The sequence below is a fragment of the Xanthomonas sp. NCPPB 1826 genome (assembly GCF_056725285.1).
On sequence record NZ_CM161521.1, the window covers coordinates 715,653 to 738,215 of the forward strand.

The 22,563-nt window shown below is 67.3% G+C and carries 21 protein-coding genes; 15 read left to right on the forward strand and 6 right to left on the reverse strand.

The genetic code is table 11. The annotated features are described in order from the left end of the window. Positions 1-200 precede the first annotated feature (200 nt). From AC1PLA_RS03105 to glnE, 7 genes are all read left to right on the forward strand, one after another. On the forward strand, positions 201-710 hold the full coding sequence (locus AC1PLA_RS03105; protein WP_016902856.1) for a sigma-70 family RNA polymerase sigma factor: 510 nt from the start codon (positions 201-203) through the stop codon (positions 708-710). Positions 711-719: 9 nt separating this feature from the next. Next, a complete protein-coding gene (locus tag AC1PLA_RS03110; protein WP_481105573.1) occupies positions 720-1,769 on the forward strand; it encodes a FecR domain-containing protein in 1,050 nt (349 codons plus the stop codon). A gap of 118 nt (positions 1,770-1,887) precedes the next feature. After that, positions 1,888-4,419: a TonB-dependent siderophore receptor gene (locus AC1PLA_RS03115; protein WP_481105574.1), complete on the forward strand. Its 2,532-nt coding sequence runs from the start codon at positions 1,888-1,890 to the stop codon at positions 4,417-4,419. Between the two features lie 64 nt (positions 4,420-4,483). Next, positions 4,484-6,082 (forward strand): PepSY-associated TM helix domain-containing protein, encoded by a 1,599-nt coding sequence (locus AC1PLA_RS03120; RefSeq protein WP_481105575.1) that lies wholly within the window; start codon positions 4,484-4,486, stop codon positions 6,080-6,082. Further along, a complete protein-coding gene (locus tag AC1PLA_RS03125) occupies positions 6,079-6,402 on the forward strand; it encodes a hypothetical protein (protein ID WP_481105576.1) in 324 nt (107 codons plus the stop codon). Before AC1PLA_RS03120 ends, AC1PLA_RS03125 begins: the two co-directional genes overlap by 4 nt. Continuing rightward, positions 6,390-6,740, forward strand: a complete 351-nt coding sequence (locus tag AC1PLA_RS03130) for a DUF3325 domain-containing protein (protein WP_481105577.1) — start codon at positions 6,390-6,392, stop codon at positions 6,738-6,740. Before AC1PLA_RS03125 ends, AC1PLA_RS03130 begins: the two co-directional genes overlap by 13 nt. A gap of 993 nt (positions 6,741-7,733) precedes the next feature. Next, the gene (gene glnE / locus AC1PLA_RS03135) at positions 7,734-10,565 is read left to right on the forward strand and encodes a bifunctional [glutamate--ammonia ligase]-adenylyl-L-tyrosine phosphorylase/[glutamate--ammonia-ligase] adenylyltransferase (RefSeq protein ID WP_481105578.1); all 2,832 of its coding nucleotides are present in this window, start codon (positions 7,734-7,736) and stop codon (positions 10,563-10,565) included. A 135-nt stretch (positions 10,566-10,700) separates the two neighbouring features. On the opposite strand, the gene AC1PLA_RS03140 is transcribed toward glnE, so the two are convergent. After that, a complete protein-coding gene (locus AC1PLA_RS03140) occupies positions 10,701-11,258 on the reverse strand; it encodes a VUT family protein (protein WP_024937878.1) in 558 nt (185 codons plus the stop codon). A 194-nt stretch (positions 11,259-11,452) separates the two neighbouring features. On the opposite strand from AC1PLA_RS03140, the gene AC1PLA_RS03145 reads away from it, so the two are divergent. Continuing rightward, on the forward strand, positions 11,453-11,725 hold the full coding sequence (locus AC1PLA_RS03145; protein ID WP_481105579.1) for a hypothetical protein: 273 nt from the start codon (positions 11,453-11,455) through the stop codon (positions 11,723-11,725). A 43-nt stretch (positions 11,726-11,768) separates the two neighbouring features. Here AC1PLA_RS03145 and AC1PLA_RS03150 read toward each other — a convergent pair whose 3' ends face one another. Genes AC1PLA_RS03150 through AC1PLA_RS03160 form a run of 3 tightly spaced genes read right to left on the reverse strand, consistent with a single transcriptional unit; the run spans position 11,769 to position 14,130 of the window. After that, positions 11,769-12,272: a hypothetical protein gene (locus tag AC1PLA_RS03150; RefSeq protein ID WP_349779730.1), complete on the reverse strand. Its 504-nt coding sequence runs from the start codon at positions 12,270-12,272 to the stop codon at positions 11,769-11,771. Then, the gene (locus AC1PLA_RS03155; protein ID WP_481105580.1) at positions 12,269-13,132 is read right to left on the reverse strand and encodes a DUF2145 domain-containing protein; all 864 of its coding nucleotides are present in this window, start codon (positions 13,130-13,132) and stop codon (positions 12,269-12,271) included. The genes AC1PLA_RS03150 and AC1PLA_RS03155 overlap by 4 nt, the downstream gene beginning before the upstream one ends. A gap of 50 nt (positions 13,133-13,182) precedes the next feature. Continuing rightward, complete coding sequence (locus AC1PLA_RS03160) at positions 13,183-14,130, reverse strand: mitochondrial fission ELM1 family protein (protein WP_481105581.1); 948 nt, start codon at positions 14,128-14,130, stop codon at positions 13,183-13,185. Between the two features lie 136 nt (positions 14,131-14,266). On the opposite strand from AC1PLA_RS03160, the gene AC1PLA_RS03165 reads away from it, so the two are divergent. Together AC1PLA_RS03165 and AC1PLA_RS03170 are read left to right on the forward strand one after the other, a co-directional pair. Further along, positions 14,267-14,857 (forward strand): malonic semialdehyde reductase, encoded by a 591-nt coding sequence (locus tag AC1PLA_RS03165; protein ID WP_039523198.1) that lies wholly within the window; start codon positions 14,267-14,269, stop codon positions 14,855-14,857. A gap of 229 nt (positions 14,858-15,086) precedes the next feature. Then, on the forward strand, positions 15,087-15,818 hold the full coding sequence (locus tag AC1PLA_RS03170) for a YceI family protein (RefSeq protein WP_481105582.1): 732 nt from the start codon (positions 15,087-15,089) through the stop codon (positions 15,816-15,818). Positions 15,819-15,986: 168 nt separating this feature from the next. On the opposite strand, the gene AC1PLA_RS03175 is transcribed toward AC1PLA_RS03170, so the two are convergent. Together AC1PLA_RS03175 and AC1PLA_RS03180 are read right to left on the reverse strand one after the other, a co-directional pair. After that, positions 15,987-16,775: a siderophore-interacting protein gene (locus tag AC1PLA_RS03175; RefSeq protein ID WP_024937873.1), complete on the reverse strand. Its 789-nt coding sequence runs from the start codon at positions 16,773-16,775 to the stop codon at positions 15,987-15,989. Positions 16,776-17,129: 354 nt separating this feature from the next. Then, the gene (locus AC1PLA_RS03180) at positions 17,130-17,672 is read right to left on the reverse strand and encodes a PadR family transcriptional regulator (RefSeq protein WP_046345573.1); all 543 of its coding nucleotides are present in this window, start codon (positions 17,670-17,672) and stop codon (positions 17,130-17,132) included. 193 nt (positions 17,673-17,865) lie between these two features. Here AC1PLA_RS03180 and mdcA point away from each other — a divergent pair, with 193 nt between their 5' ends. The 5 genes from mdcA (at position 17,866) to mdcG (ending at position 22,463) form a co-directional block, all read left to right on the forward strand. Further along, entirely contained in the window at positions 17,866-19,512 is a 1,647-nt protein-coding gene (mdcA, locus tag AC1PLA_RS03185) for a malonate decarboxylase subunit alpha (protein WP_481105583.1), read from the forward strand. Positions 19,513-19,521: 9 nt separating this feature from the next. Beyond that, the gene (mdcC, locus tag AC1PLA_RS03190) at positions 19,522-19,839 is read left to right on the forward strand and encodes a malonate decarboxylase acyl carrier protein (protein WP_016902872.1); all 318 of its coding nucleotides are present in this window, start codon (positions 19,522-19,524) and stop codon (positions 19,837-19,839) included. A gap of 382 nt (positions 19,840-20,221) precedes the next feature. Beyond that, positions 20,222-21,124 carry a biotin-independent malonate decarboxylase subunit beta gene (locus AC1PLA_RS03195; protein WP_181143293.1) on the forward strand — a complete coding sequence of 301 codons (903 nt, stop codon included), beginning with the start codon at positions 20,222-20,224 and terminating at the stop codon, positions 21,122-21,124. Further along, entirely contained in the window at positions 21,115-21,819 is a 705-nt protein-coding gene (gene mdcE, locus AC1PLA_RS03200; protein ID WP_102255571.1) for a biotin-independent malonate decarboxylase subunit gamma, read from the forward strand. Before AC1PLA_RS03195 ends, mdcE begins: the two co-directional genes overlap by 10 nt. A gap of 2 nt (positions 21,820-21,821) precedes the next feature. Further along, on the forward strand, positions 21,822-22,463 hold the full coding sequence (mdcG, locus tag AC1PLA_RS03205) for a malonate decarboxylase holo-[acyl-carrier-protein] synthase (protein WP_481105584.1): 642 nt from the start codon (positions 21,822-21,824) through the stop codon (positions 22,461-22,463). Positions 22,464-22,563: the final 100 nt, after the last annotated feature.

Below are 22,563 nucleotides of genomic sequence, written 5' to 3' on the forward strand. Positions count from 1 at the left end.
CGAAACGCCTAGTTGTTGAAGGCTTGCCCAGGCTACTGCCGGGTCGCTTTGAGCATCAACCGCCTACATGTTTTCGATCCGCGTGATGGGGGGGCCAGCGGCCGCGCCTGCATATATGGCCGGCTTCCGCTAGAATGAGATCAATTCTCATTTATCGCCGGGCGCCTTGCCGCCTGGGTCCAGCCGTCCAGGAGGTCATCGTGTCGGTCACGCAAGGCGCGCTTCATCAGCAGGTGGAGCGCCTGTACACCGACCACCACGGCTGGCTGCAGGGCTGGCTGCGGCGCAAGCTGGGCGATGCGTTCGTGGCTGCCGACCTGGCGCAGGACACCTTCATCAGCGTGATCAGCGCGGGCGCCGCCGACGAGATCCGCGAGCCGCGCCCATTCCTGGCCACCATCGCGCGCCGGCTGATGGCGCACCGGCAGCGGCGCAAGTTGCTGGAAACCAGCTACCTGGAACTGCTGGCTGCGCTGCCGGAGGAATTGGCGCCGTCGCCGGAGCTGCAACTGCTGGCGCTGGAAGCGGTGCAGCAGGTGGACCAGGCGCTGGATGGCCTGCCGCCCAAGGTGAAGGAAGCCTTTTTGCTGGCGCATCTGCAGGAGCTGAGCTACGCGCAGATCGCGCAGCGGCTGGGCGTGTCCAGCAGCTCGGTCAAGCAATACCTCACGCGTGCCAACCGGCATTGCCTGTTCGCCCTGTCGGCGTGAGCTGCACGGATGGCTGATGCCGCCTCACCTCGTGCGCGCACCGCTGCCGGCCAGCGCGCGCCGCTGGCCGGCGGGCAACCGATCAGCGCCGAGGTCGCCGACCAGGCCGCGCAATGGCTGACGCTGCTGATGTCCGGCACCGCGAGCGAGGCGCAGCTGCAGCGATGGCAACAGTGGCGCGATGCGCATCCGGACCACGCGCGGGCGTGGGCGCATATCGAGGCGGTGACCGGGCGGCTGAAGACGCTGACCCCGCAGGCGGCCTATCGCAGCCTGTCGCCGTATGCGGGTAGCAACGGCCAGACATCATCTGGCCGGCGCAAGGCGCTGAATCTGCTGCTGTGGGGCGGGGTGGCCGGGGCCACCGGCGTGCTGGCCTCGCGCACCGAACGCTGGCAGCGCGCCACCGCCGATTACGCCACCGCGACCGGCCAGCGCCGCGAGGTGCAGTTGCAGGACGGCAGCCGCATCACCCTCAACACGCGCAGCGCCATCGACGTGCGGTTCGACGCGCAGCAGCGGCTGCTGCAGTTGCTGGCCGGTGAGATCATGGTGACCACCGCGCACGCGCTGGGCGCGGGTCACGATGCGCGGCCGCTGCTGGTGCGCACCGCGCAGGGCGATATCCATGCATTGGGCACGCGCTTTTGCGTGCGCCAGGACGAACACGACACCCGGCTGAGCGTGCTGGAAAGCGCGGTGGAGGTGCGGCCACATGCGGCCGCTCAGGCCGTCGGGCGCGTGCAGGCAGGGGAGCAGTGTCGGTTTACCGCCGACGCGCTCGGCGCCATCGCGCCGGTCGATGCACAGGCCGCGGCCTGGGTACGCGGGCAGCTGGTCGCCGACGAGTGGCGCCTGGATGCCTTCATCGCCGAACTTGACCGTTATCGCGCCGGGCTGCTGCGCTGCGACCCGCAGGTGGGCGGCCTGCGCGTCTCCGGCGTGTTTCCGCTGGACGACACCGACCGCATCCTGGCAATGCTGCCCAGCGTGCTGCCGGTGCGGGTGAGCCGGCGCAGCCGTTACTGGGTGACGGTGCAGGCGGCCGGGCAGGGCTGAGGCGCCGCCAGCCGGCACGTCGCCAAAAAAAGTTTGCATCCGGGCTGCCCGATCGCCGCAGTTGTGGCACCTCCCCAATGACGGTGTCAGTGCGACACCAAACCTTTGTGGGAACAGCATGTCGATCACTGCCCGCCGCCGCGGCCAACTTTCCTCTTCGTCGTTGCAGCGCAACGCCCTGGTGCAGGCCGTGCAGCGGCCGCTCGGCGCCGCCGTGGCGGTTGCGCTCTGCAGCCTGGGCGTGTGTGCGGGCATGCCCGATGCCATCGCCCAGACCGCGCCTGCCGCGCAGGATGCACGCCAGGCCTACCGCATCCCCGCCGGCCCACTGGCGCCGGCGCTGCGTGAACTGGCCGGTTCGGCCAACCTGTTGCTGAGCTTCACCGCCGCGCAGACCGACGGCAAGACCACCGCCGGGCTGGATGGCAGCTACACCGCACCGGCCGCCCTGGCTGCGCTGCTGGCGGGCAGCGGCTTGCAGGCCGTGCCGTTGCAGACCGGCGGCTACGTGCTGCGCGCCGCGCCGCAGCTGAGTACGAGCAATAGCGAAGTGGACGCGTGGCTGCTGCCCACCATCAAAGTGACCGCGCAGGCCAACCGCAGTGCGACCACCAGCGGCACCGGCAGCTATACCGCGCGCGCGGTCAGCATCGGCCGCGGCGAGCAGGCGCTCAAGGACATCCCGCAGTCGATCAGCGTGGTCACCCGTCAGTTGATGGACGAGCAGAACATCACCTCGGTCTACGACGCGCTGGCCAGCACCACCGGCATCACCATCGTGCAGAGCCCGCAGGGCGGCAAGTACATCTATTCGCGCGGGTTCGACATCACCACCGTGCAGTACGACGGCGTGCCGCTAAATCGCGGCATGTATGGCCGGGCAAGCAACTACAGCGCCAACATGGGCATCTACGATCGCGCCGAAGTGCTGCGCGGTGCGGCCGGCCTGCTGCAGGGCGCAGGCAATCCCGGTGGCGCGGTGAACCTGGTGCGCAAGCGCCCGCTGGATGTGCCGGGCGTCAGCGTGATGGTGCAGGGCGGCAGCTGGGATCGCTACGGCGCGCTGATCGATGGCAGCGCCAACCTCAGCGCCGATGGCGCATTGCGCGCGCGCGGGGTGATCGATTACCAGGAGCAGCGCTCGTTCGTCGATGGGGTCACGCGCCGCACGCCCACCTATTACGGCACGCTCGACTACACGTTTTCGCCGCAGACCCAGCTCAGCCTGGGCGTGAGCTACGAACAGGTGGAAGGCCGGCCGTTCTTCGGCGGTCTGCCCAGTTTCAGCGATGGCCGCGATATCGGTCTGCCGCGTCAGACCAATCTGGGTGCGGCATGGAACCGGCAGTCCTCGTCCAATCGCGGGTTGTATCTGGACCTGGACCATCGCTTCAATGCCGACTGGGTGTTCAAGCTCAGTGCGGTGCAGGTGCGCGAGCTGCACAATCTGAAATATGCCAGCTCCAGCCGCGCGATCAATCCGGCCAACGGCACCGGCGCGCTGCTGGCCGCGCGCACTATTTCCGATGCGCACGCTTTCGGCTTCGACGCCAATGTGATCGGGCAGTTCAATGCACTGGGGCGCAGGCACGAGTTGGTGATCGGCAGCAACTTCGCCGAAACCACCGTGGATACGGTCTACGGCAACAAGAACAACTTCCAGACCTTCAACGTGTTCAATCTGCAGCGCAATGTGCGGGCGATCAGCGATGCGGAAATCTTCGCCAATGCACGCGAGGCCCGGCATGGCACTTCGCGCGAATTCGGCTTGTACGGCGCACTGCGCTGGCAGCTGACTGATCCGTTGAGGGCCATCGTCGGCACCCGGGTGAGCTGGCACGACACCCTGTGGAACACCACCACCACCGGGCTGTCGCCGTCGCAATCGATCGAGCACACCCGCGAGACAGGGCAGGTCACGCCGTATGCCGGCCTGTTGTACGCCTTGAGCCCGACCTGGTCGGCCTACGCCAGTTATGCGGACATCTTCCAGCCGCAGAACGCGCAGACCGAAGCCGGCGAGATGCTCAAGCCGATGACGGGTGCCAACTACGAGCTTGGCATCAAGGGTGAGTGGCTGGACGGGCGCATCAACAGCGCGTTTGCGCTGTTCCAGATCGAGCAGAAGAACCGCGCCCAGGCCGACCTGACCACCAGCCCCACCTGCCGCAACAACGATTTCTGCTACATCGACAGCGGCAAGGTGCGCAGCCGCGGGTTCGATGCCGAAGTCAGCGGCGAGGTGCTGCGCGACTGGAACGTGTTTGCCGGTTACACCTTCAACCGCACCACCTACCTGCAGGATGTCAGCAGCCAGGGCCAGACCTTCAACAGCTACACGCCCAAGCATTTGCTGCGGGTATGGACCACCTATCGTCTGCCGGGCGTGCTGCAGGACGTCACCGTTGGTGGCGGTGTCAGCGCGCAGAGCGCGGCGTATCGGCAGATCGGCACTGCCACCGCGCCGATCCAGGGGCGTGCGGTCTGGAATGCATTGGCGCGGTACCAGGTCAACCGGCAATGGTCGGTGGCGGTCAATCTCAACAACGTGTTTGACAAGCACTACTACAACACCTTGTCGAGCTTCGTTAACGGGCGCTATTACGGCGAGCCGCGCAATGTGATGGTGACCCTGCGCGGCGCGCTGTGATGCGGGCACAAGCGCTGCGGTGGCGCATGGCGCGTGCCGGATGAAAGAAGGCTTTCGCCAAAGCATGGCCTGGCTGCACACCTGGTGCGGCCTGAGCTGTGGCTGGTTGCTGTGCGCGATCTTCCTGACCGGCACGCTCAGTGTGTTTCGCGATCCGATCACCAGTTGGATGCAGGGCACACCGGCCTTGCCGAGTGCCAGTACGCAGACGGTCCTGCCGGAAGCAGCGCTGGTGCCGCGTGCACTGGCGCAGCTGCATCAGCTTGCGCCACAGGCGCGCCTGTGGCGGATCACCTTGCCCGCGCATCCGGGTGAGGCGCTCACGCTGTTCTGGCGGACACCAGAGGGCCAGGATCAGGCAGCGCTGGACCCCGGGAGCGGCGAGTTGCTGCCGTCTCCGTGGGGCCGGCAGACCGAAGGCGGCCGGCATTTCATGAGCTTCCACTACACCTTACATGGCGGCATTCCCGGCTATTGGCTGGTGGGCTGGGTGTCGCTGTGCGGGCTGATCGCGCTGGTATCCGGGGTGATCGTGCACAAGCGGATCTTTCTGGATTTCTTTACCTTCCGCCCGGGCAAGGGCCAGCGCTCGTGGCTGGACGCGCACAACGCCACGGCGGTGCTGACGCTGCCCTTCCTGCTGATGATCGTCTACACCGGCCTGGCGTATTTCTACACCAGCTACATGCCCGCGCCGTTGCACGCGCTGTACGGCAGCGACGAAGACGCCTACACGCGTTACGCCGATGCTCTGTCGCCGGCAATGCCTGCGGCCAGCGCAGACAAAGCAGCAGTCAACAACGTGCCCGCCTATCTGCCGGAGCTGGTGCAGCGAGCAGACTCGCTCAACGCTGCGCCTGCGCAAACGCTGGTGATCGAGCGGCCCGATCAACTCGGCAGCAAGCTGCGGGTGATCGCGCGCGTGGCCGCGACCGGCAGCTCGCGGCGCCTGCTCAACTCAGCCAACAGCGTGGTATTCGACGCGAACAGCGGCGCGCTGCTGGAGCGGCACGCGGATGCCGCACGCACGGACCTGCACGCGCAGGATGTGGAAGAAGTCATCAAGACCCTGCACGTGGCCGGGTTCGGCGGCTGGACCAGCAAATGGCTGTATTTCATCTGCGGCCTGGCCGGCACCTTGATGATGGCCACCGGCACCTTGCTGTTTTCGATCAAGCGGCGTCGGCGTAGCGAGCAGGAGTTCGGCGCGGCCACCGCCGGCATCTATCGGGTGGTGGAAGCGCTCAATGTCGCCGCGCTTGCGGGAACCGCCTTGGCGAGCATTGCGTATTTTTATGCCAACCGCCTGGTGCCGATCGCGCAGGCCGGCCGCAGCCAGATCGAAATCCACGCATTCCTGTGGGTATGGGCAGCCACGCTGCTGCATGCGCTGCTGCGCCCGCCCGCGCGTGCATGGGTGGAGCAACTGGCGATGACGGCGCTGCTGTGTGTCGGCTTGCCGCTGCTCAATGCGGTCACCACCGGGCAGCATCTGGGCGTGTACCTGGCTGCCGGCGACCTGCAGCGCGCCGGGGTCGAGCTGGTCTCGCTCGTCTTCGGCATTGCATTTGCTTACGCGGCATATCGGGCCCATCGCAGCGCGGTGCGACCGGTGCCGACACGCGCCAGGCGCGGCGCCACTGCCGCGATGGATGTGTTGTGAAGCCTGCTTCGAGCACCGCGTCGGTGACGCGCTACCGCTGGTCGGTTGCCGGTCGCGTGCTCGCTGCCAGCGTCGGCGGCTATGCGCTGACCTCCACCTGCTGCAGCGTGCTGGCGCAGCTGCTGTCGCGGTTTGCCGGCGTGTCGCCTGCGGTCTCGGTGCTGAGCATGACCTTGCTGAGTTTCGCCATCTACACCGTCGTCGTGCTGTGGATGTTTCGCGCGCGCAGTGCATTGCGCATGTGGGGCTGGCTGGGCGTGGGTATCGCTGCGCTGGGCGGTGCGAGCTGGTTGCTGGGACATTCGCCATGGATGGGCTGATCGCTGCGCTGCTGGACACCGCGCTCTGCCATGCCGCAATGATGGCCCTGGCCGTGGCGATGCATCGCCATTACGAGCAGCTCACCGGCCGCCGCATTGCGCCGGTCATGCAGCGATGGTTACTGCGTGCGATGGCTGTCTGTCTGTTGATCGCCGCGCTGTTGCTGTGCGTACTCGCTTGGGGCGGAACGGTGGGTACCTTGTTGTGGCTGGGGTTTGTCAGCGTGGCCGCGCTGTGGGTAGCGCTGGGCCTGGCGTACGCGCCGCGCTGGAGTGCGTGGCTGGCAGTGCTGCTGGGCTGCGTCGCATGCGGCGTGATGGGTTGGCACGTGCTGTAGTTTGCTGTTGTTTGAAGGCCACACACACCGACCAGCTTGACTGGTCCTTGCCCGCCCACCGTCGCGGGACCTGACGCGGCATGGATGCCGCGTAAGAGCCTACACGGAGGTACTTGCGGCGTGTCCTGCGATGGTGGGCGGGCAAGGGCCCTGTACCAAGTCCACAGATCAACCGCTCCGCAACTGATCTGTCCGCATTGTCAGGCGCTCAAGAAGCAACGCCTAAAGCAATCGAGATTTAGAACGGTGACCTCTTTAACTGCGATCCAATGCCTGAATCAAAAGCTCATCTCGTCGAGTGCGCGGTGGCCTCACCGCTTGCGGGACACGCCGTGAACCCATCCCTGGGGGCTCGGTGGCGGCATCCATGCCGCCACACGGTCCCGCAACCGGCGAGGCCACCGAACCAGACAGTTGGTCGGCTGCTTTCCTGAAAGCGTGTAACTCGGCCTGCGTGGCAGACGAGACGTTTACAGGGTGCGTGTTGGAGGCCTGCCTGCCGCTCGGCTTGCGATGGAGAAATGATAAAAGTTGGGCGAACGCCGAGTGATCCAACCAGCGCACGTCGTGCACCGCATGCACCGTTTGCAACCATGCACACCGACCATCTCGCTAGGTCCTTGCCCGCCTACCGTCGCGGGACCTTACGCGGCATGGATGCCGCGTAAGAGCCTACATGGACGTACTTGCGGCGTGTCCCGCGAGGGTGGGCGGGCAAGGGCCCTGCACCAAGTCCACAGACCAACCGCTCCGCAACTGATCTATCCACACTGCTGAGTCCCCTTCAGACACAACGCCTAAAAAACGAGACTTCAAACAAGCCGCCAAGGAGCCCGCAACCAGTGAGGACATCACGCCCGTCGACATGACCGCATGTTGATGGGACTACACGCAGTGCGGCGGTGAACCCACTAGTTGCATTGCTGCCCCTAGACACCGCTGGATCAACCGTAGACACATGCCGCCATCGCGCAGGGATGCCAGAATCGGCGCATGTCGCTGCCTACCTCATCCGTGTCTCCTGCGCTTACCGCCCTGATTGAGCGGGCCGTGGCGCGTGTCTGTCATGCCGTGCCGGCCGACCAGCCCTGGCCGGGCGATGACTTCGCTCGGCGACTCGAACAGGTTGCGCTCGCCAGCGAGTTTACGCTCGATACCTTGGCGCGTCAGCCGGCATTGCTGCAGCACCTGGCGCAGCCGGATCCACCGCCGTTGCCACTGCCGGTGCTCGACCCCGCACAGCCCCAGGCCTGGCCGGCGCAGTTGCGGCGCTACCGCAGTGGCGAATCTACGCGCCTGGTCTGGCGCGACGTGCTCGATCTGGACAGCGTCGATGCCACCCTGGCCGGGGCCACCCGCCTGGCCGAAACCTGCCTGCAATGTGGGCTGCAGGCGTTGGAGCAGCAATTCCGCGACCGCCACGGCCAGGTGATTGCCGAAGACGGCAGCGTGCAGCGGCTGGTGGTGTTCGGGCTGGGCAAGCTCGGTGGTGGCGAGCTGAATTTTTCCTCGGATGTGGATCTGGTCTATGCGTATCCGCAGGGCGGCCAGTCCGATGGTGCCCGCCCGCTGGCAGCGGAGGAATATTTTGCGCGGCTTGGCCAGCAGCTGGCCAAGCTGCTCGACGAAACCACCGCCGATGGATTCAGCCATCGCGTGGATCTGCGTCTGCGCCCGTTCGGCACGGCCGGGCGGGTGGCCTTGTCGTTCACCGGCATGGACCAGTACTTCCAGCGCGAAGGACGCGACTGGGAGCGCTATGCCTGGCTCAAGGCGCGCGCGGTGGCCGGCGATATCGATGCCGGCGAAGCCTGGCTCGAGACGCTGCGCCCCTTCGTCTACCGGCGCTATCTGGACTTCACCGCACTGGACGGCCTGCGCGAGATGAAGGCGGCGATCACTGCCGAAGTCGCCCGCCACGATCGTCTGGACGACATCAAGCGCGGGCCAGGCGGCATTCGCGAGATCGAGTTCCTGGCGCAATCGCTGCAGCTGATTCGCGGTGGGCGCGAACCGAGCCTGCGCGAGCGTCGCCTGCTGCCTGCCTTGCAGGCGCTGGTGGAGGCCGGCCAGATCGATGCGGACAACGGGCATGCATTGACCGAGGCGTATCGCTTCTTGCGCCGGTTGGAAAATCGTCTGCAGATGTTGCGCGATGCACAGACCCATGCCTTGCCGCAGGCGCCGCTGGATCGCGAACGCATCGCGCTGGGCCTGGGTTATGCGGATTGGCCGACATTGCTGCAGGCACTCGCCCCGCAACGCGCGCGCGTTGCCGCCGAATTTGCCGAGCTGCTGGCACCGCGCGTGCGCGCCACCGCCCCCGACGCACTTGCCGACTACTGGCGCGCCTTGCCGGAAGGCGATGCCGCGCCGCTGGCCGGCATCGGATTGCATGATCCAGCCGGTGCGCATCAGGTGCTGGCCGATTTTGCGCAGTCCTCCGGCGTGCGTGCGCTCTCCGATACCGCAAGCGCGCGGCTGGACCGCGTCATGCCGGCGCTGCTGCATGCGGCCACCCGCGCCAGCCAGCCGGATGCCGCCGTGCGCCGCATGCTCGGCCTGCTGCAATCCACCTTGCGCCGCACCAGTTACCTGGCCTTGCTGGACGAACAACCCAGCGCGCTCGCACGCCTGGTCGATGTGCTCTCGCGCAGCGCCTTGCTGGCCGAGCGCCTGGCTGCGCATCCGCTGTTGCTGGACGAACTGCTCGACACCCGCATCAGCGGTCCGTTGCCCGACCGCGACGCGTTGCACGCTGCGTGCCTGGACACCTTGCAGATCGAGGACACCGAAGCGGCGCTGCGCGAACTCAACGAGCGTCGGCTCGCCTTGAGCTTTCGCATTGCGCTGGCCACGCTCGATGGCCGCCAGCAGGCGGTGGACAGCACCCAGCAACTGGCTTGGCTGGCCGAAGTGGTGGTGCAGACGGTGCTGCAGCTGGCGCGCCGCGAACTGATCGCCGCGCACGGGCAGGTGCCGGGCGGGGCATTCGCCATCATCGGTTACGGCAGCCTGGGCGGCCTGGAGCTGGGCTTCGGCTCGGACCTGGATCTGGTGTTCCTCTACGACCATCCACGCGAGGTGGAAGCTTCCGATGGCAAGCGAGCGCTGGAAGCCGGGCGCTGGTTTGCGCGGCTGGCGCAGAAGGTGATGACACTGCTGGCCGCCGAAACCGGCGCCGGGCGTCTCTACGAGATCGATGTGCGGCTGCGCCCGGATGGTGGCAAGGGCGCGTTGGTGTCATCGCTGGCCAGTTACCGCGACTACCAGCGCGAGCGCGCCTGGACCTGGGAGCATCAGGCGCTGGTGCGTGCACGTGCGGTGGCCGGCGATGCGGCGCTGTGCGCGGCCTTCGCACAGGTGCGTGCCGACACGCTGACACGCGTGCGCGACACCGCCGTGCTGCACGAGGACGTGCGCAAGATGCGCGCGCGCATGCGCAGCGAACTGGATCGCAGCGATGCGGGGCGGCTGGATCTCAAGCAGGGCGCCGGCGGCTTGGTCGATCTAGAATTCGTCCTGCAGGCCGGCGTGCTCGGCCAGGCTGCACAGCACCCTGAGTTGCTGCTGGCCTGCGCCACGCCCGCCTTGATCGATGTGTTGGTGCAGGCGCAGTGGCTGCCGGCCGAGCGTGCCGCACCGCTGCACCAGGCGCATGCCACCTTGGTGGAAGCGGGCCTGAGTTGCACCCTGGATCGCCGGCCGCGGCTGATCCCACCAACGCCCGCGATCGAGCAGGCACGGCACAGCATCTTCACTACCGCGCACGCGCAAGGGCTGGAGTTTCCGCTCGGCAAGGACGTGGCAACGCTACCGCCTTGAGTGGCCGGTAGCTGGCGTTGCAAGGTGAGACGCGTGCGGTGCCCAGGCCGGGTCGGCAGAAACGCGGGTGCGCTGGAATAGCGTCCCTGCACCGCGCCTGGTGTTGGCCTGATCCCCGGTGCGCAGGCGAGCCGGTCAGCCCTGCGGTCGCGGCGCACTGCGCCACAGCAGTGCGCGGAACGGGCCAAGCAGGAACACGCCCATGCCCAGCTTCACCGCCAGGTCGCCGGCCGCCCAGCTGATCCATGGCAGTCCAGCGCCGGCAAAGGCGATGCTCCAGAAGATCGTGGTATCCAGCGTGGCGCTGCAGGTGGTGGCCACGATCGGCGCGCGCCACCAATTGCCACTGCGCAGCCGGTCGAACACGCTGATATCCAGCAGCTGCGCAGCGATGAAGGCGGTGCACGAGGCCGCCGCGATGCGCGGGGTGGCCAGCCAGAGCGACAACACCACCGCCAGTGCAAAGCCGCACCAGGCGACCTTGCGCGCCGCGCGCGGGCCGAAGCGCCGATTGATCAGGTTGCTCACTAGAAACGCCAGCGGATACGAGAACGCACCCCAGGTCAGCCAATCGTTGATCGGGTACTGCACCAGGATATTGGACAACAGCACCACCGCGCCCATGGCCAGGACCGCCCACGCCAATGCGCGCGCGGTGAGTGGGGCGAACGGCGTCGGCGCGGTGCTGGACATGACGGTGCGGTAGTGACAGAACAGCGCGGATTATCCGCGCGTTGGCGCATGCGGGCCAGTGCGCCAATGCGCCAATGCGTATGCACGACACGGCCGCGTGCTGCTGGTTCAACCAGCATGCCGGTCACGCATGGCCGCCAGCATTGGTGAGTGACGCGCTGCGGATCGCTCGTGCTCGCGCAACCGCGTGATGCGTGAGCGCCGCGCTGCCGTTCGAGCGCATGCCGGCGGGTCATCAGGCAATTTGCGTGTACAGCGTTGCCGATTACGGCGCGATCAGCGCGCTGGCAATTACCTGCGTGCGTACATGCGTGCCAGGCATCGGCGCGCCAGGGCTCTGCAACTGCACGTGGCCGTACGCGTCGTTGAGGATCAACAAACCATCGCGCAGGCAGTTCGGCAGACAGTGGAAGATGCCTCTGCGCGCACGGCACGTGGCACCGTATCCGCAAACGGTGCGTCAGTGACGCGCCATCCTGGTCGACAGCGTCTGCAAGCGGCTCCCCTGCATCACCAGGTGGTGCTGCTGTTCTGCGCGGCAGATTCCGCGGTCGGCACGAATGCCAGCGCCTGGCCTCGTGGCGATTGCACCGTCCAGCCCGCACCGGCCGGGCTCGGCTGGAAGGTCACCGTCTCGCCAACGCGAAAGCCCGCAGTCGGGTCGTCCTGGCGGGCCGGCCAGCGCAGCAGCGCGGTGTTCTCGGCGTTCGCCGGATCCTGCAACTGCACCTGGCAGCCGCCGTCAGTCTTTTTTTCCACCGACTTCACCCGCATCGGCGGCAACGGCCCGGCCGAGGCCTTGTGCGATGCGTCGCTCAAGGCTTCCGAGCCTGCGATCGCACTATGGCCCAGCGCCAACGACACGAAATACGGCGCGGAGATCACCAGGATCGCCGACATCGCCGAGGCATCGCCACGGGTGATCGTGGTCAGGCCCGCATGGGCCTGCATCGGCTGGCCAAACGAGATGGCCAGCAGCAGCCCAAGGCCGGCAGATCGAAGAGGGATGTTCATGGAGATGCTCCGTGCGTGGCAACGCTGTGTGGAATGGACTGGTCCTGCTGCAGCATCTGTTGCTGCTGCAGGAAATCGAACACCGACTCGACCGTGATCACCGAATAATTGCCGGAGATGCGCTCGCTGGCGGGATGGTCGGTCACTGCGGCATTGGCGACGAAGAAACGGGCGCCGATGCGCTTGCTCAGGTCCAGGTGCAGGCGGGTAGGTTGGTAGCCATTGCGTTTGAGCCAGGCTTGCGCGCTGCGTCGATCGCTCACCGGTGCAGCTGTCGCCTCTGCTGCGCTGGTCGCCGCCAATGCCGCCGCCAGCACTTCGAGCACCCACTGGTTGGAATTCTGATAATCGGTGGAGAACGGGTAGGCGATCATGCTGTAGCGCGCCTCGTGCAGCGCATGTGCCAGCGTGGCCGGATCCTGCAGCAACGTGCGCAGTTGCTGCTGCAGCGCCGGTGCCGGCACGCCGACGCGCAGATCGGCAGTGAGGGCAGTTTCGCCGATGAAGTTGCTCAGACCTTCGTGATACAGCGCGGAGTTGTCCGACTTGCAGTGATTGAGCAGGTGTTTCACCCGCCAGGTGCCGTCGTCCTCGCGCAGCGCGAAGGCCAGATGGCTGTGTTTCAGCCCATAGCGGCTCAGATCCTGGCCGCCGCGTGCCAGCAGCACGACCTGCGCACCGTCCACTGCGTCCAGCGCCTGCTGGGTGGACCTGGCCATGTCGAACATCGCCGCCAGCGTCGCGGGGGTCGGATAGTGCGGGGTGCACACCGGCGCGGCGAAGGCGGGGAGTGCGCACGTCAGGGAGACGAGCAACAGCGCCGTTGCAGGCCAGCCGCGCCGTTTGTGTGCAAGTTGCATGGGGAGTGCAGCGTCCTTGTGTCTGCCCGGTGGCATCGGCGGCGGCACCATCATACGTGCAGGTGCGCACGCACCAGTGCGGCGATGCGCTGGGTTTCGCGCAATGGATGCAGCTGCGGCGGCGTTGCGAAAACATCGCCGGCATCGCACAGACGGCCACGCGCCTGCAGTGCCCGCACATATGTCGCCACCCGGCCTTGTGCCTGTTCGGCAAACGCCGCTGCCACCGGGACCCGCGTGGCGCAGGCTTCGGAGAGCAGGTTGACCGAGTCGGCACTGGCCACGATCGCATCGGCCCAGCCCAGCAGGCCGGCGTACGGATTGGGCCCGTCGCGCTCGTCGCACCACAGCAGGCCTGGCAGGCCTGCATGCAGCTTGCGCAGCGTTGCGATCGCCTCGGGTGGCGTGCGCCGTGAGGTGGTGACCAGCAGACTGCCGCCGGCCGCGAGCACCTGCGCGCGCAGGTGCGTGCACAGCGCCGCAAGCGCTTCGGTGGTCCAGGGCAGCTGCGCGGTGGGGCCACCGATCAACAGCGCCACGCGCGGGCCGGGCAGCGCGCCGAGCGCGGCGAAGGCGGTGCGCCCGGCGGCCAGCCAGGCATCGTCCACCGGGTGCAGGCTGCCGAGCAGGGTGAGCACGTTGGCGCCACGCAGCGCATCGTGCTCGGGCACGACCAGCAGATCCCAGTGGCGCGGGTCCAGGCGCGGATCCAGTAGTTGCACCACCCGGCTGCCGCGCGTGCGCAGCAGCCGGGTGGCCAGCGCGGCCTGGCGCCCGCAGCCGATCGCCAGCGCCGGCGGCTGCTGCAATTGCCGGGCAAAGCCGGATCCAAACGCCGCCTGCGCGCCCGGCAACACGCGCGGTGCGGCCCAACGCCATGGCGCGCGGGCCTGCAGATGCAGCGCCGTGACCGGCGTGGAGTGCAGCGCCTGCGCCAAGGCCTCGGCCTGGCGTGCATTGCCGGCGCGGCCGTCGCTGACCGCCCAGGTCAGCGCCATCGTTTCAGATCCGACATAGATTTGTTTCAGATTGAGCGTGTGTTGCCGCAATCGCGTCACTCTACACTGCGGGTCTTCACGCTGGCGCCGGTGCTGCACCCTACTGTCGCCCATTCCCTTGCTTCCCGGAGTCTCCATGTCCGACTTGCTCGACGCTGCCGCGCTGGATCAGCTGTTTCGCACCGCCCGCACGCAAAACGCCTTTCTCGACAAGCCGGTCAGCGAGGCGCAGCTGCGCGAGCTCTACGATCTGCTGAAGTGGGGCCCGACCGCCGCCAACGGGTCGCCGGCGCGTTTCGTGTTCGTGACCACGCCGGAGGGCAAGCAGAAGCTCAAGCCGGCACTGTCCGAGGCCAATGCCACCAAGACGCTGGCCGCGCCGGTCACGGTGATCATCGGCTCCGACGAGGAGTTCCACGAAAAACTGCCGTACCTGTTCCCGCATGCCGACGCCAAGAGCTGGTTCGAAGGCTCGCGCGAGATGCGCGTGTCCGGCGCGTTCCGTAACAGCTCGCTGCAGGGCGCCTACCTGATCCTGGCCGCACGGGCGCTGGGTCTGGATGCCGGCCCGATGTCCGGCTTCGACAATGACAAGGTGGATGCGGCGTTCTTTGCCGGCACGCCGATCAAGTCCAACTTCCTGGTCAATCTGGGCTATGGCGATCCGGCCGGGCTGTTCCCGCGGCTGCCGCGGCTCAGCTTCGACGAAGCCGCACGCATCGAGTAACAGCGGCGGGCACCGCAGCTGCGCGCACCGTCGGGCGGGCGCAGCCGGCGCTCCGGCACGCAGGAGCCACGTACACTCCGGCTTCGGGGCGCGCCACCCGCACCACCTGACGACCGCGCCTTGTGCAATCCGCCCCGGGCGCCCGTTTCGATTTTCCTGCAGTCCTCGTCCGTCTGCGTCTGTTCCATCCGCGTTGATCCAATGCGGTCCCTCATCTCAAGGAGTTTCAATGAAGACCACCCACAAACTGTTGCTGCCGCTCGCCCTGACCCTGGCCATCGCCGCCTGTTCCAAGCCGGCCGACAACGCCGCCGCACCGGCTGCCGACACCCCGGCCGCCACCGCACCGGCCGATGCCGCTGCCACCACTCCGGCCCCGGCTGCCGCGCCGGCCGCCTCGACCGCGCCGGCCGTGGAAGTGGCCTCCGGCACCTACACGCTGGATCCGAGCCACACCGACGTGATCGCGCAGTGGAGCCACTTCGGCTTCTCCAACCCGAGCGCGCATTTCGGCAATGTCGACGGCACCCTGGTGTACGACGCGGCCGACGTGACCAAGTCGACCGTGCAGGTCACCCTGCCGCTGTCGGGCCTGAACAGCTTCACCGCCAAGTTCGACGAGCACCTGAAGAGCGGTGACTTCTTCGACGCGGCCAAGTTCCCGACCGCCACCTTCAAGAGCACCAAGGTCGAAGCGGCCGGCCCCAACAAGCTGACCGTCACCGGCGACCTGACCATCAAGGATCAGACCAAGCCGGTCGTGCTGGACGTCACCCTCAACGGTGCCGGCGAGCACCCGATGAAGAAGGTGCCGGCCGCCGGTTTCGACGCCACCACCACCATCAAGCGCACCGACTTCGGCGTGGGCCAGTACGCCCCGAACGTCAGCGACGAAGTGAAGATCCGCATCACCACCGAAGCCCTGCAGGCCAAGGCCAGTGACGCTGCTGCTGCCAAGTAAGTCGCAGCGCAGTCGATGCATCGGTGCGAGCGATCGCACCGATGTGCGGAACGCAAAAGCCCGCCAATCGGCGGGCTTTTGCTTGAGCGTAACCGCCCGGCTTTTGTAGGAGCGGCCCAGGCCGCGACAGCTCCACCCTCCGCCCGCCACAAGGCGCACGCCAACGCCTCACTCCGCAGCAGGGTTCGCCTTCCAGTACCCCTTCGCGCGCACCGAGTCCTTGTCCACGCCCATGTGCTCTTCCAGAAACTTGCGCATCGCACGCGCGCGCATGGATTCGGTACCGATCCAGTAGAACGTGTCGCCGTCGTGCGGCTCGTAATCGCGCAGGCTGTCTTCCAGCAACGTGCTGCTGGCGGCATCGAAGCCGTTGCGTTCCAGCCAGTACACGTCCACCTCGGCGGCGCTGAGCAGTTCCTGGCGCTCGGCCGCATCGGCGATTTCGATAAAGACCTCTGCATGCATGTCGGCGGGCATCGCTTCCAGCCAGCGGCCGATCGCGGGCAGCGCGGTTTCATCGCCGATCAGTACGTAGTGGTCGTAGTCGTCGGCAACCAGGAACGAGCCGCGCGGGCCGCCGATCTTCAGCGTGTCGCCGGGCTGTGCCTGCGCCGCCCAGCTGGAGGCCACGCCGTCGCCGTGCAGCACGAAGTCGATGCTCAGCTCGCCGCTTTGCGGATCGAAAGCGCGCGGGGTGTAATCGCGGCCGGGCGAGGGCAGCGCGCCTTCGGCATAGCGCGGGCCGTCCGGCGTCATCGTCGGCAGCACGAAGGCGCCATCGGCATTGGGGAAGAACAGCTTGACGTGATCGTCCGGTGCCTCGCTCTGAAAGCCGGCAAGTTCGCTGCCGCCAAACACGATGCGGCGCATCTGCGGCGTCAGCGATTCGCAGCGCACCACCTGCACGGAGCGCAGGCGCGGATCGCGGCGGAGTTGGGTGTGGGTGTGGATGGCCATGTAGTGCGATTCCTGGATGTGGCGCGCAGATGCGCGGCGGGGGAGTGACTGCAAACGGTGATGCGACGATCTAGCCGACTGGCGAAAAAAAGCGGTTGTTGCTCACCCTTCTCCCATCGGGAGAAGGTACCCCGCAGGGGCGGATGCAGTTGCAGGCGAAGCCGCGTGCATCTGCCAAACAAGCAAGGTCGATGTCTTGCAGCGACACGCTGATCAAATCGCGGAACAGCGCAGGGACGGCAGTTCATGCATGCCACTGACGCCGCGCAACGCAACCACCGCGATGACGCGTCACTGCCGCAAGGCGCATTCAAACCGGTATCGGTTGGCTTCGGATCACGGCGATAGACGTACTCAGCCGTCGTCGCGCTCCATGCCGTCAGCGGCGGCGTTGAGTAGCGCGGCAATGCGTGTGGTTTCTGCATCCGTCCATTGCCCGTGCCGCGCAAACAGGCCGTGCTTGATGCGGTGGATGGCCTCTCGAATCGGCGCCGGGGTCTGTGCCTTAATCAGCTCGCGCGCGCGGCGGTGGGTGCGGGCCAGCGCCGCATCCAGTGCGTCGCGGTGCTGCGCCGCATGCGTGCGGCCGGAGGTTGTGACCTGATAGCGCTTGCGTCCTTCGTCCAGCGCGGTCTGCACCCAGCCATCGGCTTCGAGCTGCGCCAGCGCTGGATAAATGGCGCCCGCACTGGGCGTGTACAGGCCTTTGAACAGCGCAGTGATCTGCCGCATCAACTCATAACCGTGGCGCGGCTGTTGCTCGATCAGCGCCAGCAGCAGCAAGCGCAGGTCGCCATGTTCCAGCGGCCGTGCGCGCCCGGCACCGCCGCGGCGCGTCGCACTGGGCGCCGCAGATGGATCGAGCTCGCTCGGCAGGTCGTCGTGGTGGGAGCGCATCGTCATTCGATATATCGAAGTATGGCGAAAAGATATATCGAAGTGTGCTGGTCCGCAAGCGCCTGCCTGTCGCCCGGCTGACCGGCCTGGACATCCCTGCCGCCCATGCTGCAACGCGGCTAGACACAGCTGGTCTCCATAATTACGATGTAATTACTTCGACATTACGGGCCCGGCCCGGTGAGGCAGACGCATGAGTCGACAGTGGGACACCCAGGCCGAAAGCCGGCGCCAGCGCCTGCATCGCGCCGCAGCCCTGGCGCCGCAGGGGCGCGTAGTGGCCGCCGACGATGTGGTGGCGCTGCTGGAGGCGGTGATCGAACCCGGCGACCGCGTCTGCCTGGAAGGCAACAACCAGAAGCAGGCCGACTTCCTGGCGCGCTGCCTCACCGAGGTGGACCCGGCGCGCGTGCACGACCTGCACATGGTGCAATCGGTGTTGTCGCTGCCCGCGCATCTGGACGTGTTCGAGCGCGGCATCGCCAAGCGGCTGGATTTCTCGTTCTCCGGCCCGCAGGCCGCGCGCCTGGCCGGGCTGGTTGGCGAGGGCCGCATCGAGATCGGCGCCATCCACACCTACCTGGAATTGTTCGGCCGCTATTTCATCGACCTGACCCCGCGCATCGCGCTGGTCACCGCGCAGGCCGCCGACCGCCACGGCAATCTCTACACCGGCCCGAACACCGAAGACACCCCGGTGATCGTGGAGGCCACCGCGTTCAAGGGCGGCATCGTGATTGCGCAGGTCAACGAGATCGTCGACACGCTGCCGCGCGTGGACATCCCGGCCGACTGGGTGGACTTCGTCACCCAGGCGCCCAGGCCCAACTACATCGAACCGCTGTTCACCCGCGACCCGGCGCAGATCTCCGAGATCCAGGTGCTGATGGCGATGATGGCGATCAAGGGCATCTACGCCGAGTACGGCGTGGACCGGCTCAACCACGGCATCGGCTTCGACACTGCCGCGATCGAATTGCTGCTGCCCACCTATGCCGAATCGCTGGGGCTGAAGGGCAAGATCTGCCGGCACTGGGCGCTCAATCCGCATCCGGCGCTGATCCCGGCGATCGAATCGGGCTTCGTGCACTCGGTGCATTCGTTCGGTTCGGAACTGGGCATGGAGGCCTATATCGCCGCGCGCCCGGACATCTTCTTTACCGGCGCCGACGGCAGCATGCGCTCCAATCGGGCGTTGTCGCAGACAGCTGGTTTGTATGCCTGCGACATGTTCATCGGCTCCACCCTGCAGATCGATCTGCAGGGCAACAGCTCCACCGCCACGCGCGACCGCATCGCCGGTTTCGGCGGCGCGCCCAACATGGGCTCGGATGCGCGCGGCCGCCGGCACGCCAGCGACGCCTGGCTCAAGGCCGGGCGCGAGGCGGCGCGCCCCGGCGAGATGCCGCGCGGACGCAAGCTGGTGGTGCAGATGGTGGAAACCTTCCGCGAGCACATGGCGCCGGCCTTCGTCGACAGGCTCGATGCCTGGGAGCTGGCCGAGCGCGCCAACATGCCGCTGCCGCCGGTGATGATCTACGGCGACGACGTCAGCCACGTGCTGACCGAGGAAGGCATCGCCAACCTGTTGCTGTGCCGCAGCGCCGAAGAGCGCGAGCAGGCCATCCGTGGCGTGTCCGGTTACACCGCCGTCGGCCTGGGCCGCGACAAGCGCGCGGTGGAAAACCTGCGCGATCGCGGCGTCATCAAGCGGCCGGAAGACTTGGGCATCCGTCCACGCGATGCCACGCGCGACCTGCTCGCCGCGCGCACGGTCAAGGACCTGGTGCGCTGGTCCGGTGGGTTGTACGACCCGCCGAAACGTTTTCGCAACTGGTAGGGGCACAGCATGGAAACCCTGCGGTATCGCTTCGATGGTCAGCATGGCGCACGCGCCGGGCTGGACCATGCGCTGGTCGGCGTGGTCGCCTCCGGCAACCTGGAAGTGCTGGTCGAGCGCGTGCCGCTGGACGGCGCGATGGAGATCGAGATCCTCACCGCCGCGCGCGGGTTCGGCACCATCTGGCAGGCGGTGCTGGACGATTTCGCCGCGCGCCATCCGCTGCGCGATGTGCGCATCAGCATCAACGATGTCGGCGCCACGCCAGCGGTGGTGAGCCTGCGCCTGGAGCAGGCGCTGGACGTCCTGCAGGGAGCCGCCGCATGAGCCACCCCTCTCACCCCGTAGGAGCGCACCAGGGCGCGACGGGCATTCCCGGTAACGCCGCAGTCGCGCCCGGGTGCGCTCCTACGCGCGTCGTTGGGAGCACCACTGTCGATAGTGCCGAGCGCTGCCACAACGAACTGGCACACCACAGCAATTCCGTAGGAGCGCACCAGGGCGCGACGGGCTTTCCCGGTAACGCTGCAGTCGCGCCCAGGTGCGCTCCTACGCGCGTCGTCGGGAGCACCACTGTCGATAGTGCCGACCGCAGCAATCTCGTAGGAGCGCACCAGGGCGCGACGGGCTTTCCCGGTAACGCTTCAGTCGCGCCCGGGTGCGCTCCTACGCTTGTTGTTGGGAGATACGTATGAGCACCACCATTCCCATGGCCGAGCGCAGCTATTACGAGGCCGATGCGCGCGAGCGCATCGATGGCGTGCTGGATGCCGGCAGCTTCCGCGAATTCGTCGGTCCGCGTCGTCGCCTGATCAGCCCGCATCTGGCCCAGTTGGACACGCCCGGCGCCTTCGATGACGGCATCGTTGTCGGCGAAGGCACGCTGCGTGGGCGTAACGTGCTGATCGCCGCGCAGCAAGGCGCCTTCATGGGCGGCGGCGTCGGCGAGGTGCACGGTGCCAAGCTCACCGGTCTGCTCGAACGCGCCACCGCTACGCAACCGGCGGCGGTGATGTTGCTGCTCGACACCGGTGGCGTGCGTCTGCATGAAGCCAACGCCGGCCTGATCGCCATCTCCGAAATCATGCGGGCCACCTTGAACACGCGCGCCGCCGGCGTGCCGGTGCTGGCCTTGATCGGCAGCGGCAACGGCGCTTTCGGCGGCATGGGCATCGTGGCGCGCTGCTGCAGCGCGGTGATCATGTCCGAAGAAGGCCGCCTGTCGCTGTCCGGCCCGGACGTGATCGAAACCGTGCGGGGTGTGGAGGAGTTCGACGCGCGCGATCGCGCCCTGGTGTGGCGCGTCACCGGCGGCAAGCACCGCTATCTGCTGGGCGAGGCGCAGACGCTGGTGGCCGACCGCATCGCCGCATTCGTCGATGCCGCCGTGCAGGCACTGGACACGCTGGCAGAGCCGGAAGGCGAGGCCGCATTGCAGGCGCTGGAACTTGCACAGCAGCAGTTGGCCGCGCGCATCGCCGCCTACGGTGATTGCCGCGACGGCCTGGAGATCTGGCAGCGGCAGGGCATTGTCGAGGCGCAGCGCCTGCCGCTGCTGGACACCGACGCCTTCCTCGCCGCCACCGCCGACCGGAGCACGCCATGGAACTGAGCCAACTGCTGGACCAGCTGTTTCCGCTCGGCCACGCCATCGCCCGCAACGACGATGTGCTCACCGGCAGTGCCACCACGGCCGCAGGCGAGGTCACCGTGATCGGCACCGCCAACAAGCTGGAAGTCGGCGTGGACCACGCGCTGGCACTGGCGGCGACCGTGTTGGCGAGCACGCGCGCGCATCCGCAGCGGCCGATCGTGATGCTGGCCGATACCGCCGGGCAACGGCTGGCGCGCCGCGACGAACTGCTGGGCATCAACGGCTATTTCGCGCATCTGGCACGCACGCTGGATCTGGCGCGCAAGCGCGGCGCGCGGCTGGTCACGCTGGTGTATGGCGAATCGGTCAGCGGCGGCTTTCTGTCGTTCGGTCTGATGGCCGACCATATCCACGCATTGCCGGATGCGCAGATCCGCGTGATGGATCTGCGCGCGATGGCGCGCGTCACCAAGCAGAGCGTGGACACCTTGCAGGCGCTGAGCAAGAGCTCGCCGGTGTTTGCGCCCGGCGTGGAGAACTACGTGCGCATGGGCGCGGTGGAGTCGCTCTGGGACGGCGATCTGGCGCAGGCGCTGGGCGATGCCCTGGCCGCGCCCAGCGATGGCGATCAACGCCGGGCACTTGGCGCGCAGCGTGGCGGGCGCACCCTGGCGCGCGATGTCGCTGCCGCCGTGGCCGCGGGCGAGGGCTGAGCATGCCCGGCCGCCACGCACTGGTGTGGCTGCATCCCGGCGCGCGCTGGCAAGCGCTGACGCCGGGTGCGCAGCCACGGCTGCAGCAGTGGTTTGCTGCAGGTCTGCCGGCAGTGGTGGCGCGTGGCGATGGCAGCGAGGCACCCGGCAGCCTGCGGCTGGGCGTGCCATTGCCGCCAGACGAAGGCAAGCAGCGCCTGGCATTGAGCGCCGGCCTGGACGAGGTTGCGCGCAGCACCGCGCCATTGGCGCTGGATGCCGTGATCGCAGCCGCACCCGCCGCGATGCAGCCTGCACTGCAGGCCTTGCTGACCCAGTGCAATGCCAACGCCCTGCAGCCGCGCGTCTTCGGCAGCTTCGCATGGCAGGCCCTGACAGGGCTTGCGTATGTGCACGCGCAATCGGATCTGGACCTGTTGTGGTCCATCGCCACACCCGAGCAGGCGCAGGCAGTGGTCACAGTGCTGCAGCGCTGGGAACAGCGCCACGGGCTGCGCACAGACGGCGAACTGCTGCTGCCCGACGACACCGCGGTGAACTGGCGCGAGTACGCCGGCAGCGCGCAACAGGTCTTGGTGAAGTCCACCAACGGCTGCCGCTTGCTGCCGCGCAGCGCGCTGTTTGCGGTATGGAGCGCGGCATGAGCACGCTGGTCGATCGCACTGCCGATGCCAGGCGCTCCGTGACGCCTTGCAAGGCGGTGGAGCGGCAGCGGCCAGTGACAGGAGCCAAGGAAATGGGCAT